Here is a 15,661-nt window from a genome sequence, read left to right on the forward strand (position 1 = left end):
TCTGACGAAACCTGCTGTACGGCTGCCATCTGCGCCGTAGCCTGCGCCTGCATTGCTTGCGCTTGCTTCATCAGATCATCGACTGATTGACCACCAGCCCCTGGAATCTTGCCACCAAATAGTCCCATCGGCTCGCTCCCTCGGTGCTGGGCCAGAACAATCTGGCGTCCGCCGTCGCGAGTATGCAGCACCTCACGGGACCTTCGCTAGGGCCATTCGGGCGCGAATCGAAGGCTGTTGGGGGGTTTGGGATTGGCAATGTGCCTACCATCTTGTTGGATAGGGGAAACACAGCCTCCGGAGGATCGCAATGGCATTTTTCAAAGATTCGGTCTCTGAACTTTTCATTGCCGTCCCGGATGAGGCCAAGAATCAACTCGTCTACAAATGGCCCAACAACACCATCAAGAAACTCTCTGCGGCAATCGTCGACGCCGACCAAGCTGCCCTATTCGTGGCCCGCGGCGAGATCGCCGGCAAGTTCGGTCCCGGCCGTTACAAGCTTGATGCCAAGGAGTGGCCCTTCCTCGGAACGCTTGTCGACTGGGCCACCGACGACAATGCTTATCGCGCTGAACTGTTCTTCGTCTCGACCAAACAGTTTCCGAATGAGAAGTTTGGGTCCAAGCTGGACAACGTCATCGATCCGCGCACAAACATCGTCGTGACTTTGCGCATGTTCGGCGAATACGCGATCCGCGTTACGGACGTTGAGAAGCTCGTGCTGGAGCTAACGGGCACGGGCCAGAGTGACAACAACGATCAGATCATGAACTGGGTAGACCAGATGATCATCAAGTCGCTGCGTCATTTCGTCACAACTCAAATCACCAATGGATCGTGGCCGGTCTTGGGTCTCGCGACATATCTGCCGGAGATTGAGACCGCGGGAGTGACTGCAGTCAACGCAGAAATCGAGCAATACGGCCTGAAGGTTCAGAAGTTCGGAAACGTCGAGATCTCATTGTCGGACGAGGACGCAGCCCAACTTAAGGCACTGTCCAAAGACACCGCTTACTCGCAGTTGGCTGGATCGTTCGGCGCCTATGCAGCGGGTTCGGCACTCATTGGCGCCGGCGAAGGCATGGCCAAGGGTGAGGGTGGCAATCCAACCTTGATGGCTGCTGGCATGGGAATCGGAGGTGGCATGGGTGGTGCGGCCAACGCCAGCCCATCGCGTGAACTCCCCCCGCCTGGGCAACCTCTGGAAGGAGCAACTCCACCTGGGCCGCCGCCTACCGCTGATGGCGGTGGTGCCGCTGCCGCAGTTCCGGCTCCGGTTGCTGCCCAGCCATGCGTGAAATGCTCCGCGGCGATCACCCCGGGAGCGAAGTTCTGCCCTGAGTGCGGGACACCGCAAACTGCCACCTGCACCGAATGTGGAGCAGCGCTAGGTGGGGGTGCCAAGTTCTGCAGCGAGTGTGGAAAGCCGCAGGCTCCGGCGGCGCACAATGCCTAGAGCTGCTGGATTTCCGATTGGCAGTACGGGCACGACAAGTGACTTGCCGACTTCGGGAAACTCAACGGGGCGCCGCAGTTACCACAAGGAATCGGCGCAGCCGTCACGTCTACCGTGCCCCCACAGTCTTCGCAGATGATGGTGTGCGCATCGGCCATCGCTAGCAGCTTTGAACCGCATCCGCCGCAGTTGTAGTCATTTGTATTCTGTGGCTCCAACCTCACATATTCGGCGTTGAGGCCATACATGGCCAGCAGCTTCTCGCCGTCTTCAGGGGGCAGATGCGCGAGCCACGACTGGCAGAACGTTGAGTACTCCATCGCCAGTGGCACCCCCGGGGGACTGTCATCCGGGTCCATCTCGTTCACGCCAGTCGAGTTGATCAGCGAGTAGGCAAGGTCCATCTGTTGCTTCCAGACTTCGGCAAACTGCCAGAAAGTTCCTCCGATCATCCACGCACCATTGGGTGTTGGGATGCGTTGCAGACCTGCCTCCAACACCCGCATTTGCGCATCGAGCGGCGCCTGCGCGGGATCAAGATCCTTCGTAGCAGCAGTTTCGGCGAAGTAAGCGATCAACCGGTCTCGGAATTCAACATCCGTCTTCGCTCGTGGCGATACAGCCTGCGGGCAGAGGTTGACCCATTGATAGAAGAGATCTCGCTGCAGGCGCCGATAATTTTCGCGATCTCCGTATGCCTTGTAGTGGTCTAGCTGCGGTCCGAAGTACGCCATGAGTCGATGAAAGACGGTATTTGTGATCCCGGCGTTGGTGTCCGCGTTGGCAATGCGAAAGTCATAGTCGACCAATGCAGCGCAGTAGTCGCAGTAGATGTACGCGGTCTTGGTCGGCAGTTTCTTGGGGGCGCCACACCGTTGGCACTCCGCGCGCTTGATGAATCCCGAATGTGCGCGCAGCGATTCGGGAAGTGGCGCACCCATTGCAGGCAAGTCCGCGATCAAGTCAGTGCGCAACGGCGGCGGGCCTGGCGCTTGCTCTGATTGCTTGCGATTGAACAGACCCATGCATCCGAATGTAGCGAAGGTCAGCTGCGGTGGACGGAACTCAGGTCACCCCTGGGCAGCGTGCCCCACAACTCGGTGTTGCACAGTAGCGGTACCTGGGATTACTATGTACTGGTTGTAGGTAGCACTAGGTACTGGATTGGAGGGGTGATGGACGATCTGACCGAGCTGTTGAAAGGCGCGTTGGAAGGGGCTGTGCTGCAGATCCTGTCGCGCGGCCCAAACTACGGCTACGAGATCGTCAAAGCGTTGAACCAGGTCGGGTTCACGTCGGTGGCCGAGGGCACGGTCTACCCGATCCTTCTGCGCCTGGAGAAGAAGGGCCTGGTCGCGGTCGCCAAGGTCCGCTCGGAGTTGGGGCCGCCGCGCAAGCTGTACACCCTCAACGCCGACGGTCGTGCCGCACTGGATGTGTTCTGGCAGCGGTGGGACTTCGTCGATTCACGTCTGCGCTTGATTAAGGGGAACGAATCATGAACCACGGTCCAATCGGGGCATGGAAGAAGATGCGCCAAGACAAGCGTGACTGGCGTCAGCACACTGCCCGTGTCAGGCAACTGCCGCCGGACTATCGGATAGTCATGGAGGAGATCGAGAAGTTCATGTGGAACTTCGCCGCAGACGGGTCAATGGTCGCCACGCTCGACGGCATCTTGGACCTGATGGAGGAAGGAGCCACCACCGGGCGGCCCGTCCTGGAGGTCACCGGCGAGGACGTGGCCGGATTCGCCCAAAACGTGTTGGCCGAGACGCAGGCAAAGACGTGGACGGGGAAGAAGGCCGACCAACTGAACGCCCGCATCCACGCCAAGCTCGACCAGGCCCAGTCGTGACAGCCGAACCGCCTCGAGCTGGTCATCAGCCTGCGCGCTACTGGTACTCACCGAAGGTCAAAGCCAGGTCCCATGGCTCGACTCGCCAATCAGTGATCGATTCCATGAAGAAGATCCACGCAGCTGCGATCGTGTCTGGATTGGCTGGGCTCGACATGGTGCCGCTGCCATCCTCAGACTCCGAGGTGGACGACCAGAACTCTGCCTCCTGCGGGATCGGGTTCGTCTCCACGATACTGACCGATCCGTTCTCTTCTTGCGCGAGCGCAAAGAGGCAGAAGGGCACGGCGGGTGCATCCCAACCACCCAGTTCGACGAGCAAGAACTCCTGACTATTGGCTGCGTACAGAATGGCCCGTTTGATGAGCGCAACAACATCACCAATCGCAGACTCAGCGGGTTCGCCTGCGGGTGTCAGCGCGAATGTTTGGGCTTCGAGCTGGGCCGAATCGCCTTCGACTTCTACTGGGAAGCGCGACTGGACGATGAGTGTTCCGGTCTCCTCTGACAGCAGGCCAACCTCTCGGTAGCGTCCCCCTTCACGTGTAGTCCTGGCGATCTGGCCCGTCGCCTGCAAGCTGTGCAGTAGGCCCGGTTGATCGACAGACCAGAGGCGCGAGCCTCCCCGATCGGACCAGGTGCGAACCAGTCCCCCAGCACAGAGCCCGAGTTGGGCAACGACGAGTTCATCGCCAGCTTGTAGTGGTGGCTCCATCGTTGGTCCAATCTGTGGTTCGATGCCACCACGATATTGGCCCGCACCGACAGTTGGCCGTGATCCCTACTGCCTCAGGGCGTTGGAACCCGCACCAGTGCGCAGACCCATTCGGTGCCCTCGTCGGTCTCCGCTGGGAACCAACCGGGACTCTCGCGCAACTCCGGGTGGTCTGACTGTTCGGCTGCAGCGTCGGACTCTGGGTCGATCTTCCATCCGGCCGAAACCAGCGCCCGACCGAGGTCGATGAAGTCGTCGTCGACATCCTCGCTGATGAGCTGCAGATGCTCCTCGTCCAAACCGGTGTCCACGCCGGCACGGGTCACCACCAGTGTTCGATCGTCAGCGGTATAGCGGCCGAAGAACTGTTCATCGGCATCTTCGACGCGCGCCTGAACGTTGAGCACCCAGGCATCTTCGACCTCGAGCCAGGTGTGGGCATCGTCGACAAAAGGCACCCAACCATGCTCAAGCAAGGCGACAACCGCTCGATCTGATTCGACCTCGTCCCCGAAATCGGGGCGCGGCTGGGTGTGTGCCAGGACGTGACCACCGGCATCAGCTCCTGACTCGAACAACACCAATGAACCATCGCCCAGCCAGGTCACGCACGACTGCGTTCCGTCAACTCCCGCCAGCGCGTCCACCAGGTCGGCGTCGTCGTCATCCACCGCGTCATCGGCTACGACCCCGGCGAGGATGCCTGGCTCACCAACAGCACTGGCCTCCCCAGCCGCCAGTAGCATCAATGCATCGGACTCGGCGGGCGTCAGCGCGATGAAGATCTCGACGGTGTCGGCTTGCAGTTGGACGAGTAAGTCCTGGTCGACGCCGATGATCGGCCAATCTGCCGGCGCAAACAGCAGCGCGTCGCCGATCGTCTCGACGTAGACGTCGCCGTGGGTAATGACGCCCTCGGGCATCCCGGGGCCCACATCGGCGACAGCAGCGGCCTCGTCGGTGTAGAAGTTGATCTCGCCGCGCTCACCCTCGGGTCGGACGTAGACAGCGAAGAGCTTGCGGGCGGTCTCGTCTTCATATTCGAGCATGGGCTGATTGTTGCCGTTGGCTCGTCACGGCTGACAACCGGGCGGGCAGAAATCAGTTGGCTGTAATGAATTCGACGACCACCTCGGCCAATTCCGGGCCGCAATCCTCTTGGAGAAAGTGCCCGCCACCCTGAATCGTCGTGTGGTTTTGACCTTGCGTCCCCGGCACTCTGCCGATGAACGCCGCTGCACCACCCTTGGTGATCGGGTCCTTGTCACTGAACGCGGTGAGGAACGGGCGCTGGAACTCCACCAGCGTTTGCCACGCGGCGCGGTTTGCTTGCGTCGCGGGATCGTCGGGACTGGTTGGTACCAGCGACGGAAACACCCTCGCGCCCGCCAAGTAGCGATCGTCGGGGAAGGGCGCATCGTAGGCAGCAATGACATCGGCGGACAAGTCCGTTGCCGACCCGCCATTGATCAACGCCCCCACTGGGAACGAATCGGTCTCGCTGGCGAACTTCTGCCAGGCCATGAACGCATCCGGCATGGACTGATCGCCCGTCGGTAGTCCACCGTTGGCAATGACGACGCGCGCGAACCGTTCCGGGTCCTCACCGACCAAGCGAAGGCCGATGAGACTGCCCCAGTCCTGGGCAACGAGGGTGATGTCGGAAAGGTCGAGCCCATCGAACAACGCCGAACGCATCCAATCCACGTGCCGGGCAAAGGTGTAGTCACCCTGGTCGGTTGGTTTGTCGGACTTGCCGAAGCCGACCAGGTCCGGGGCTATGCACCGGTATCCCGCCGCAGTCAGGACCGGGATCATCGTCCGGTACAGGTAGGACCAGGATGGCTCTCCATGCATCAGCAGCACGATCTGGCCATCCCGCGGGCCCTCATCCAGGTAGTGGATGCGCAGAGTCGCCGGTGACCCATCACGCTCGTCGTGATCTTTCTGTGCCGGTGCTTCAAGATAATGAGACTCGAATTCGAACCCCGGAAGGTTCGCGAATCGCTCATCCGGCGTGCGGATCACCTGCATGTTGTCTCCGATCGACGATTGGTTCGATGCTAACGGCCGGACCCGCGCACGTCACCCACGCTCCATCGGGCCCGCGGGGAATGCCGCCAGATGTGATCTAACTCCCTCGTCGGCAAGTCCTACGGCACCCGCACCAGGCACTGGCCGACCGATAGGCTGACCGCACAGGCTCCCCGTAGTAAAGGAACCAGACATGCCGATTGCCGTGCCGATCGTGGCTGGAACGGCGATCAAGGGTGTCGCTGCCAACCTCATGATGCGCGGCGTGATGGAGCGTCACCCCAACGCATTCCTGATCACCCTGCAGAGCTACGGGATCACGCTTCCGCTGCACAAGTCCCAAGAACACATCTCGCAGGACATCCAGAAGGGCTTGGAAGCGCAGGGCAGAGCACCGGATTCCCCGTTGGTCTTGGTCGGGCATTCCCAAGGCGCGCTTGCCGCACTCCGGTACGCGATTAACAACCCCACGCAGGTCGTGCACGTCTTCTCGGTGGGGTGTCCGTGGCACGGTTCGGTGAGTGCGGCGAACACGGCGAGCAGGATTCGCAGATTGACCGGGATCAACATCGCCGCAGCTTTGCGAGACATGGCGCCCAATTCGACGTTCCTGACGAGTTTGCATGACGACCTCCCGACGATCGCCTCCCGAGTCACCAACATCTACAGCACCCACGAGATCTTCATCCGGCCCTACACCTGCGCCCACATTGATGTCCCCGGCGTGAGCAACGTCCTGATCTCGACCGAGGACGAATACGCCAAACATCTGCGTACCTTCCCGGATCTTTCAATCGATGAACTCATCATTGGTCGTCGGACGCATATTGGCGAGATGAACTCACCGGAGGTACGGTCGCTGATCTGGGCAAAAGTGGACGAACTCGGCCAGCGTTTCCGTGACGGCGAAGCTGGTCCCGTCGACGCTGTCGGCACCTGAGGTCAGTCCAGCCAGGCCTTGCCGTCCCACCACCGAGGGTTTCCCGACCTCTTGTCGATGTACCAACCGGGCTTGTCTGGTGAACGCTCGACCGGTGCGTCCGTGAATGGCACTCGTGGCCCATGGTGGTGACGGGTCGCGATGAACATGATGATGATGGCGGTCACGCCCATCGCAGCCATGACCCCGAAGAGCACCCAAACCGGCCCGCTCAAGCCAAACATGAGCCCGATTATCGTCCGTGGGTGCCATGTCACGCCAACCCGACTTCACGTTGGCGGCAGCTCAACGACGCCCGAGTTCACCAGCCGTCGCGTAGCGCGCTCTCGATACCATTCAGCAGGAAATCTGCGCTGGCCACATCGATGCACAACGGTGGTTTGATCTTCAGCACGTTGGAGTAGTCCCCGGTTGGTTGCATCACAATGCCCAACTCAAGGAGCCGCTCACACAACGCGGTCGTCGCTGCGGTCGCCGGAGTCTGAGAGCTCTTGTCAGTGACGATCTCCAGCCCCAGGTACAACCCCATTCCATGCACGGCACCGGCCATCTCGTAGGTGTCGACCAACCGCTGCAGACCTGCCCGCAAATGGCTTCCCACTCGCGCGGCATTGCCCTGCAGGTCCTCGGCCTGGATCGTGGCCAAGGTCGCGATTGCGGCGGCGGCACCGGCCGGGGAACCGCCTGTTGACGCGAACAGCGAACCCTCGGCCGCAAAGGCATCGGCGATTTGGTCAGTGCACACCACGGCTGCGACCGGATAGCCATTGCCGGTGGCCTTGGCCAGGCAGACGATGTCGGGAATGACACCGTGTAGCTGGAACCCCCAGAAGAACTCCCCCAACCGGCCGTAGCCAACCTGAACCTCGTCGGCGATGACGACTCCCCCAGCGGCGCGCACGTCGCGATACACCTGCGATAGGTAATCCTGCGGCAGCATGATCCCGCCGGCGTTTCCGTTCAGGGTCTCGCAGATGAAGGCCGCCAACGGCGTACCACTGGCTGCCAGCGAGTCAATAATTCGGCGCACATCGTCGGCATAACGAGCACCGGCGTCCTGCCCGCGGAACGGACCGCGATACAGATTGGGTGGTTCTGCCAGGTGAATCCAGTTTGGTCGTGTTTCCAACGCACGCGGGTTGTCCATCAGCGCACTGGATACCTCGTCTGAAGCGACCGTCCACCCGTGGTACGCGGTGCGCAACGCGATGGTGTCCCTTGCCTCGGTGAACACCCGCGCCAATCGCAACGCGAGGTCGACGGACTCCGAGCCGGTCGACACCAGAAATACCCGGTTCAGTTGCGCTGGCATGGTCTGCAGGAGGGCTTGGGCGAAATCGACGTTTGCTGCGTAGTGGAAGCGCGAATTGGTGTTGAGGGTCCGCAGTTGGTAGCTCACGGCCTCCTCGACCGCAGGGTGACTGTGCCCCAGCACGGTCACGTTGTTGACGCCGTCGAGGTAGACGCGTCCGTTGATGTCACAGAGGTACTGACGCCAGCCCCTTTCGATGCGGGGAGGGGCCTCGTAGTAGTGCTTCTGGACGTGGGCAAGGGACGTGAGGCGGCGCTCGCGCAGATCTTGGGCGTTCTCCGGCTGCACGACCGGTCGTCGGCCAAGCACAAACGAGGGGTCCGGACAGATCGTCGTCCACGCACTCGCCAGCGACGCGCGAGCATGCGTCGGCGCGCCATCGACATCGCGGTTGACCAGTTGCAGGTGAACGTGCGGCGGAAGTGGTGACCCCGCCGCGACTGCCGCTACCTCGCCTATCTGCGTACCGGCCGGTATCTCGACACCGACCTCAACGTCGACACCCAGTGACTCGCCAGCGAGTCCGCCAATCAGGATGTCGACGTTATCCGAGGTCGCCAGCCGTATCGATTGGCCGGAGGCCTTGGTGAGGGTTCCGCTAACCGGCGCGCACACCGGGCTGCCAGCGGGTACCACTACGTCGAGGCCGAGGTGAATGGTTTCCGGTTCGGACGCTGAATTGACCGAAGCTCGTAACAGGTGCGCCTCGCCATACTCGATGACGGCAACCTCATCACCCAGGTGAGCCTCGATCCGTGATCGCACAGTTGCCGGATCGAGCCAACTTCCCTGTGACATCAAGTCCGACATCACGGACAGGTCTAGTCGAGAGGCAGTTCCGAGGTCGTGACCTGGCAGAAGGTGTGCGCGTGGTTGGCGCGCCAGTGCCTCGACCGAGCGGCGCAAGCCTGGCACGTCGAACCCGGCTGCCTGCGCCAACACCGCATGACCGAGGCAGAAGGGAACCCGTTCCACTGCGGTCAGGACGGATCGATCGACTGCGAGGTTCTGTCGCAGGTAGTCGTTGTCGGGTTCCTGCGTCAGTTGATATGCGGTGCTCACCAAACCCACACACGCTCGCGCCACGATCATTGGCCACAGCGCCTCCACCTCTTCAGCCGCCAATGGGGACTCGCTGGCAAAGCCCTCAAATACTTGGGCGGCGACCTTGAGCGGGGCAGCGAGGTTCTTGACCAGCTGCGAGGAGATCGTCACCGCCGCCTCGGCTGCCCGCCACGAATAGACCAAATCGCCGAAGTCGATCAGCCCAGTCGGGACCGGACGATTGTCGATCCCTAGCCGCGCGACGACGTTGAAGTCCGTGACGTCACCATGAATGACTTGCTTGGGCAGGCAGCCGGACAGCCGCTCCAAGACGAGTTTTGAGTTGCGCGCGAGGTCTCGTACGCGCAGCTCGTCATCGTGGTCCAACGCCGACGCCATCCGGTCAACGACCTTGTCGAACACACTGATGTCCCACTGGATGAATCTGTGCGCTCCCGCGTGGTCGAAGCTCGCCAGTCGACTCGCAACCGACCCACTCAAGCGTCCGAGTGCCTGGGCGCCTGAGTGGCTCAGATAGCCGAACTCGGTCATGGGGACGCCGTCGACAAAGCTCAACAGTCGGACGTTGTGCAACTCACCGCTTATCGGTAGCGATGTCATCGAGAGTCCATCGCGGGAGGGAATCGGCGTCGGCACCGCGATGTCCAATTCAGCGAGTGTGACCATCGCCGCGTTCTGTGCGTCGAGGGCCTCAGGCGGGGTCTGCGCGTGTGCAACCTTCAGCACGAATCTGCCTGCCACCGAGCTGATCAGGAAGTTCCGATCCTGATAGCTGCCAAGGTCTTTGACCGCCGTGGCCTCGACGCCGAAGACCTCGCGAGCAATCGCGGCAGCCTGATCAGCGTCCAGTCGCGGCGCACCGCCTGGCAGATCCTCCACGTCATTCCTCGATCCTCGTGATCCCGGGTGCCAGCTTGGGAGCCAGACCTCGGCGTCAGCGTCCTCTCGTCGGCCGAAACTATCCAATCGAGTGCGTTCGCGCAGCGGTAGTCAGCTGCCGCACGGTCGTTGATGACTCCCGGGCCTCCACGGCACAATGGCCGCGTGGCACACACTGACAGCCTCTGGTGGGACACGCTTCCCGCTGGTCTGCGCGGACCAGCGCGACCACCACTGACCGAGAACATCGCCGTTGACGTCGCGATTGTGGGCGCTGGCTACACGGGGCTTTGGACGGCGTACTACTTACTGCGCCAACAACCGGACTTGCACTTGGTGATCATCGATGCGCAGGTTGCCGGATTCGGCGCAAGCAGCCGCAACGGTGGTTGGTGCTCGGCCCTCCTGCCGATCGCGTTGTCGACCATTGCCAAGCAGTCAAGCCGCGACGCCGCGATCGCGTGGCAGCGACAGATGTTCGCCACGGTTCAGGAGGTGGGTACGGTCGCTGCGACGGAGGGGATCGACTGCGACTTCCGGCTTGGTGGAACTGTCCAACTAGCCCGCAGCTCGCCTCAGTTGAGCCGAGCACACGCCGAAGTCGCCGATGCGCGTTCCTGGGGTTTCACCGACGACGATGTGCACTTCCTTGACCAACCGCAGGCTCGAGGCCAGGCCAACGCAACGGACGTCCTCGGTGGCGTCTTCACGGCGCATTGCGCCGCGTTGCATCCAGCTCGACTCGTGCGCGGACTAGCCCGAGCCGTCGAGGCACGAGGCGCGACGATCTACGAGCACACCACCGCCCAGACGGTGGCACCGAGGCTGGTTGAAACAAGTGGCGGCACGATCCGCGCTGACCACGTCGTCCTGGCCACGGAGGGCTACACAGCGACGATCGCCAGCCACCATCGAAACGTCGTTCCGGTGTACTCGCTCGTGCTGGCAACTGAACCCCTGAATCCGCAGCTCTGGGACGAGATTGGACTCCGGGATCGCCAGACGTTCGCTGACCTGCGCCACCTGATCATCTATGGCCAGCGCACCGCTGACGACCGCATCGTGTTTGGTGGCCGCGGGGCCCCGTACCACGTCGGCTCGCAGGTCAAGCCCGAATTCGACACCAATGACCGGGTCCACGCGGAACTGCAGCGAACCCTCGTCGAGCTGTTCCCGGCGCTCGCCGATACACGCATCACACACCGCTGGGGAGGCCCCCTCGCAATCGCCAGAGACTGGTGGCCGAGTGTGCGCTATGACCGCGCCTCCGGTTTTGGTCAAGCAGGTGGCTACGTCGGTGACGGAGTTGCCACCAGTAACCTCGCTGGACGGACCTTGGCCGATCTGATCCTGAACCAATCGACCGAGTTGACCGCACTGCCGTGGGTTGGCCACCACTCGCGTCGGTGGGAGCCTGAGCCACTGCGGTGGCTGGGCATCAACGCTGGGCTGCAGGCCATGACGTCGGCCGACAGTGCCGAACAGCGAACGGGCAGGAGTTCTCGCCGGGCCGAGTGGATGGGTTCGCTCATGGGTGGCCACTGAACGGTTGGCTGGACATGTGCCCGCAAGTGACCGATGGTGGAGCAACTATGACCGGAGCAACCACGAACCAGCGGCTCGTCGGTATCTACAACGCTGATGGCGGTCTGCGCGGCGAATTGAGCTACCTGGCGGGAAAGGTTCGTGGCACCTCACACTGCGAACTGTGCGACATCACCCACTCCCCCATTCGGCGACGGAAGTCGTGGGATTCACTCGTCGCGGGACTCGAGCTACCTTTCACCCTCCTGCACCGAAACGAAGTCGACGAACCGCTGGCCGCGAAGCTGCACGGCGTTGCATTGCCCACGGTCCTGCTGGTCTCCGACGAAGAGCCGCGCGTCCTGCTCGGGCCAGCCGACCTGGCCCAGTGCGGTTCCGACGTGACGGCCTTCGGTCGGAGCCTGCGGGAAGCGCTCGCGCGCGCACGTTGACGCGGGCAACAGACCCCGGCCCGACTTCACCGGTTATCCGGCGAACACACCGCACCGCCACGACCGGCACCTGGCTGTGCCTGTCTGACTCCCGCGACACAATGAATGCGTGACCCATCCGATCCTGCTATCCGCCTACGTGGCGAAGCGTTGCGCCCGCCGCGCCCACAACGACTATGACCCAACCCTGACGAGCGTGGAACGCGTCGATCCAGGTGCGTCCACCATGCAGCGCATCGAGGCTGGCGTTGAATTCGAAGGCCGGGTGCGTGACCTGCTGCGACAGACTCTCGGTGAGGCGTGCGTTGACTTGACCGATGTGGCCTGGGGGCAGCGTTCGAGAGCGACAGCGGTCGCGGTGGCGGCAGGAGTGCCGGTCATTCTGGGCGGCGCGATTCCCGACGATCTGGTCGGCCGGCGTCGCGGTCTTCCCGACGTCCTCTTCCGAGGTCCCGATCGGGCAGACGGATCCTCTGGCTACCTACCCGGCGACATCAAGCATCACCGAGTCCTCACAGCCTCAGAGCACGGCCGCGTCGCCTGCACGGCCGCAGCCAACCCGCTGCCCGCGGCAGTCCGCACCGTCGATGGCATCGTGGCCCGAACGAATTACCAATTCGATGACCTCGCGCAGTTGGCCCACTACTACCGGATGTTGCAGGCGGCCGACTGGGTTGCCTCGGGCCCGGCACTGGCCGCAGTGATCGGCGCCGACGCCGCAATCGATGACACCGCCGCAAATCCCGAGGCCTTCGCGATCTGGCGCGACTTGGACGAGCCGCTGTTCCGAACGTATTCCCGCACCGAGGGAACCCAGCTACGTTCTGCACTCCAGCGCTACGACCACGAGTTCACCTTTCGATTGGCAGTGGTCGACGTGGCGGCACAGGCCGCCGACAGTCCGGCACCGACCCCGCTGGTACGGCCAGTCATCATCAAGGAATGCGAAAGTTGCCCCTGGTATGACTACTGCTTGGCCGAGGTTGGACCGGACGATGCCAGTGCCAACACCTTGATCTACCGCCTCGATACCCGGGAGTGGCTGGCGCTCGATCGGATCGGCGTCAGAACCATCGACGACCTCGCGCGCCTGACACTGGACGACGCGCGCCTCGATAGCTATTGGCCGGAAGTCACTCATCAGAATCGCGCCGAGAACCGCCTCAACGGAGCAATCGAGCGTGCACGGCTGCGGGTAGCCGGACAGTGGTTTGGGCGCACGACGACCGGCCGCATCGACGTCCCCCGCGCCGATGTCGAAGTCGACTTCGACATTGAGTGGGACACCGACATGGGCATCTACCTGTGGGGGTTTCTGGTCAATGACCGCGTGGCGCAGAGCGCTGACCAGAACCAACCGTGCGACTGGGGTCCCATGACTTCCGAGGCCAGGATCGCGATTGCCAAGATTGCGATCGACTATCTAATGGAACTCGCGCAGCGATCAGAAGCGAAAGGCAAGTCGTTGCTGATCTATCACTATTCATCGGTCGAAATCTCCAACGTGAGGGCACTCATTGACCAAATGGACTCCCCGGAGTTGCCAACGGTCGAAGAGTGGATCGAGTTCACCGATCGGTACTTCTGCGACCTGCTGCCGATCGTCAAGCAGAACTTCATCGGTGTCGCCGGACATGGGTTGAAGGTCATCGCGACTAAGGGTGCTGGTTTCCAGTGGCGCGACGATGACCCCGGGGGCCTGCAATCACAGGATTGGCTCGTCGACGCCAGAGGCGACGAACCCGTCATCGCTGCCGATGCACGCAGACGTCTGTGCGAGTACAACCATGACGATGTCGAAGCCACTGCGGCTGTGCGCAATTGGTTGTCGTCGTTGCAGTGACTGACGCCAACTCGGATGGAACCGGTGCAGGAGCCCGAGCCGCTGATCTGCGTCCGTGCGACCGCTGGGTCCGCCAAGGCCAGCCGGGCGTCGGGCAGAATGCAGGCATGGCGAATCGACGGCTACCCCCTGGCGTGGTCCCACTGCCAGCGGGTTCAGGTCAAACCAGCGTGTGGGACTTCCCCCGACCTCCCATCGTCGTCAGCGACGATCGCACCGTTGTTGTTCGCTTCGCGGACGTGGAAATCTGCCGGACCAATCGCGCGCTCAAGGTGCTGGAAACCAGCCATCCACCGACCTGGTACCTGCCGGTGGACTCCTTCTGTGCGGGATCGTTGAGCCCGGGACGTGGCTCCAGTGTGTGTGAATACAAAGGCCCGGCCAGCTACTTCGACGTCAACACAGGTGATCGCCGCGTCGAGTCGGCTGCTTGGGGCTACCTGCAGCCGTGGACCGGATATGAGCAGTTGCGCGGCCATGTTGCGCTGTACGCAGCGAGCATGGATCTGGTCACCGTCGACGGTGAAGCGGTTCGGCCGCAGCCGGGCGGTTTCTACGGCGGTTGGATCACCGACGACGTAGTGGGTCCGTTCAAGGGAATTGCGGGTAGCTTCGGCTGGTAACTCGGGTCACGCAGTGTTCCCGTCGCGGTCGACGGTCGACATTGCGACGGCAACTGTCGGTGAACCGTCCTACAGTCGGAGCATGAACGGTAGGTCGGTTAGCTGGCTGGGCTGGCGGGCAAGTGCCGTCGTCGCAGCCTTGGCCCTAGTCACACCGATCCTGACGTCCTGCAGTGCCACCTCAACCGGCAATGGCACGACCACGCCGACTCAGACTCGGGACTTCGGCTGGGGCCAACCACCGTCCCCGTCAACGCCACCCAAGAAGCTCGCACCCCATCGCCCGAACAGTTCACGCGAGAAGTCTGCTGGGCCGGCTCGCGCGAATGGATCCGGGATACCCGGCACGGACGCCGTGGCGGCGAGGCGATTAACGATCCTTCCCCAAGCCAAACGAGCGGCAGCGCGCAACGAGATCGCTGCATTGACGACGAAGGGGCGCGGACCCAAGACCGGGTATTCACGTGAGGCGTTTGGTTACGCCTGGACCGACAGTGTGAGCGGAATCCTCTGGGGCTGGAATTCGTGCTCGACTCGCGATGACATCCTCCGTCGTGACCTGAATTCGGTGAAGCAGCGCGACGAGTGCGTCGTTGTGGCAGGGACCTTCACCGACCCGTACACCGGCCAGCGCGAGACGTTCTCAAAGTTCCGTGCGAGCGCCTACCCGGTTGATCACGTCATTCCGCTGAGCTACGGCTGGCAAATGGGCGCAGCATATTGGTCAGCCAACAAGCGCGAGCAGTTCGCCAACGATCCGCTGAATCTCGTGCTCACGACCCAGTCGGTCAACTCCGCCAAAAGCGATTCCGGGCCAGCGAGCTACCTCATCCCCCACAAGGCGATGCGCTGTGCCTACTCGCTTCGTTTTGCCCAGGTTGCGAACAAGTACAAGCTGGCAGTCACTGCTGCGGACAAATCGATGATGGCGGCCCAATGCCGCTAGCGAGAGTGACT

The 15,661-nt window shown here is 62.3% G+C and carries 15 protein-coding genes; 9 read left to right on the forward strand and 6 right to left on the reverse strand.

Annotation, left to right across the window (positions count from 1 at the left end; translation table 11 throughout):
• Positions 1-310: 310 nt before the first annotated feature.
• Positions 311-1,459, forward strand: a complete 1,149-nt coding sequence (locus KAZ48_07890; protein MBP7972707.1) for an SPFH domain-containing protein — start codon at positions 311-313, stop codon at positions 1,457-1,459.
• On the opposite strand, the gene KAZ48_07895 is transcribed toward KAZ48_07890, so the two are convergent.
• Positions 1,456-2,484, reverse strand: a complete 1,029-nt coding sequence (locus KAZ48_07895; GenBank protein MBP7972708.1) for a hypothetical protein — start codon at positions 2,482-2,484, stop codon at positions 1,456-1,458. The two genes, KAZ48_07890 and KAZ48_07895, sit on opposite strands and share 4 nt — an antisense overlap.
• Positions 2,485-2,634: 150 nt before the next feature.
• Between KAZ48_07895 and KAZ48_07900 the strand changes: the two genes are divergently transcribed.
• Together KAZ48_07900 and KAZ48_07905 are read left to right on the forward strand one after the other, a co-directional pair.
• Positions 2,635-2,961, forward strand: a complete 327-nt coding sequence (locus tag KAZ48_07900) for a PadR family transcriptional regulator (GenBank protein MBP7972709.1) — start codon at positions 2,635-2,637, stop codon at positions 2,959-2,961.
• Complete coding sequence (locus KAZ48_07905) at positions 2,958-3,317, forward strand: DUF1048 domain-containing protein (protein MBP7972710.1); 360 nt, start codon at positions 2,958-2,960, stop codon at positions 3,315-3,317. Before KAZ48_07900 ends, KAZ48_07905 begins: the two co-directional genes overlap by 4 nt.
• A gap of 37 nt (positions 3,318-3,354) precedes the next feature.
• Here the strand turns inward: KAZ48_07905 and KAZ48_07910 are convergent, their stop codons facing one another.
• From KAZ48_07910 to KAZ48_07920, 3 genes are all read right to left on the reverse strand, one after another.
• A complete protein-coding gene (locus KAZ48_07910) occupies positions 3,355-4,032 on the reverse strand; it encodes a hypothetical protein (protein ID MBP7972711.1) in 678 nt (225 codons plus the stop codon).
• A 74-nt stretch (positions 4,033-4,106) separates the two neighbouring features.
• Positions 4,107-5,081, reverse strand: coding sequence for a hypothetical protein (locus tag KAZ48_07915; GenBank protein ID MBP7972712.1), 975 nt, complete (start codon positions 5,079-5,081; stop codon positions 4,107-4,109).
• A gap of 52 nt (positions 5,082-5,133) precedes the next feature.
• On the reverse strand, positions 5,134-6,066 hold the full coding sequence (locus tag KAZ48_07920) for a haloalkane dehalogenase (protein ID MBP7972713.1): 933 nt from the start codon (positions 6,064-6,066) through the stop codon (positions 5,134-5,136).
• A gap of 193 nt (positions 6,067-6,259) precedes the next feature.
• On the opposite strand from KAZ48_07920, the gene KAZ48_07925 reads away from it, so the two are divergent.
• Positions 6,260-7,006 carry a hypothetical protein gene (locus KAZ48_07925; GenBank protein MBP7972714.1) on the forward strand — a complete coding sequence of 249 codons (747 nt, stop codon included), beginning with the start codon at positions 6,260-6,262 and terminating at the stop codon, positions 7,004-7,006.
• Positions 7,007-7,008: 2 nt separating this feature from the next.
• Here KAZ48_07925 and KAZ48_07930 read toward each other — a convergent pair whose 3' ends face one another.
• Positions 7,009-7,230, reverse strand: a complete 222-nt coding sequence (locus KAZ48_07930; protein ID MBP7972715.1) for a hypothetical protein — start codon at positions 7,228-7,230, stop codon at positions 7,009-7,011.
• A gap of 77 nt (positions 7,231-7,307) precedes the next feature.
• The gene (locus tag KAZ48_07935) at positions 7,308-10,262 is read right to left on the reverse strand and encodes an aminotransferase (protein ID MBP7972716.1); all 2,955 of its coding nucleotides are present in this window, start codon (positions 10,260-10,262) and stop codon (positions 7,308-7,310) included.
• Positions 10,263-10,427: 165 nt separating this feature from the next.
• On the opposite strand from KAZ48_07935, the gene KAZ48_07940 reads away from it, so the two are divergent.
• The 5 genes from KAZ48_07940 (at position 10,428) to KAZ48_07960 (ending at position 15,650) form a co-directional block, all read left to right on the forward strand.
• Positions 10,428-11,807 carry an FAD-dependent oxidoreductase gene (locus tag KAZ48_07940; GenBank protein MBP7972717.1) on the forward strand — a complete coding sequence of 460 codons (1,380 nt, stop codon included), beginning with the start codon at positions 10,428-10,430 and terminating at the stop codon, positions 11,805-11,807.
• Positions 11,808-11,854: 47 nt separating this feature from the next.
• Positions 11,855-12,238, forward strand: coding sequence for a hypothetical protein (locus KAZ48_07945; GenBank protein ID MBP7972718.1), 384 nt, complete (start codon positions 11,855-11,857; stop codon positions 12,236-12,238).
• A 109-nt stretch (positions 12,239-12,347) separates the two neighbouring features.
• A complete protein-coding gene (locus KAZ48_07950; protein MBP7972719.1) occupies positions 12,348-14,081 on the forward strand; it encodes a TM0106 family RecB-like putative nuclease in 1,734 nt (577 codons plus the stop codon).
• Positions 14,082-14,188: 107 nt separating this feature from the next.
• On the forward strand, positions 14,189-14,704 hold the full coding sequence (locus KAZ48_07955; protein ID MBP7972720.1) for a DUF427 domain-containing protein: 516 nt from the start codon (positions 14,189-14,191) through the stop codon (positions 14,702-14,704).
• A gap of 82 nt (positions 14,705-14,786) precedes the next feature.
• The gene (locus tag KAZ48_07960; GenBank protein ID MBP7972721.1) at positions 14,787-15,650 is read left to right on the forward strand and encodes an HNH endonuclease; all 864 of its coding nucleotides are present in this window, start codon (positions 14,787-14,789) and stop codon (positions 15,648-15,650) included.
• The last annotated feature ends 11 nt before the right edge of the window (positions 15,651-15,661 follow it).

Source organism: Candidatus Nanopelagicales bacterium (assembly GCA_018003655.1).
In the GTDB taxonomy this organism is placed as follows: Bacteria; Actinomycetota; Actinomycetes; order S36-B12; family UBA10799; genus JAGNDY01.

Excerpts from the sequence above, each read along its gene's own strand:
- KAZ48_07945 (MBP7972718.1), top strand. The coding sequence starts at position 11,855 with ATGACCGGAGCAACCACGAACCAGCGGCTCGTCGGTATCTACAACGCT.
- KAZ48_07955 (MBP7972720.1), top strand. The coding sequence starts at position 14,189 with ATGGCGAATCGACGGCTACCCCCTGGCGTGGTCCCACTGCCAGCGGGT.
- KAZ48_07910 (MBP7972711.1), bottom strand. The coding sequence starts at position 4,032 with ATGGAGCCACCACTACAAGCTGGCGATGAACTCGTCGTTGCCCAACTC.
- KAZ48_07890 (MBP7972707.1), top strand. The coding sequence starts at position 311 with ATGGCATTTTTCAAAGATTCGGTCTCTGAACTTTTCATTGCCGTCCCG.
- KAZ48_07915 (MBP7972712.1), bottom strand. The coding sequence starts at position 5,081 with ATGCTCGAATATGAAGACGAGACCGCCCGCAAGCTCTTCGCTGTCTAC.
- KAZ48_07920 (MBP7972713.1), bottom strand. The coding sequence starts at position 6,066 with ATGCAGGTGATCCGCACGCCGGATGAGCGATTCGCGAACCTTCCGGGG.
- KAZ48_07905 (MBP7972710.1), top strand. The coding sequence starts at position 2,958 with ATGAACCACGGTCCAATCGGGGCATGGAAGAAGATGCGCCAAGACAAG.
- KAZ48_07900 (MBP7972709.1), top strand. The coding sequence starts at position 2,635 with ATGGACGATCTGACCGAGCTGTTGAAAGGCGCGTTGGAAGGGGCTGTG.
- KAZ48_07960 (MBP7972721.1), top strand. The coding sequence starts at position 14,787 with ATGAACGGTAGGTCGGTTAGCTGGCTGGGCTGGCGGGCAAGTGCCGTC.
- KAZ48_07925 (MBP7972714.1), top strand. The coding sequence starts at position 6,260 with ATGCCGATTGCCGTGCCGATCGTGGCTGGAACGGCGATCAAGGGTGTC.
- KAZ48_07895 (MBP7972708.1), bottom strand. The coding sequence starts at position 2,484 with ATGGGTCTGTTCAATCGCAAGCAATCAGAGCAAGCGCCAGGCCCGCCG.
- KAZ48_07930 (MBP7972715.1), bottom strand. The coding sequence starts at position 7,230 with ATGTTTGGCTTGAGCGGGCCGGTTTGGGTGCTCTTCGGGGTCATGGCT.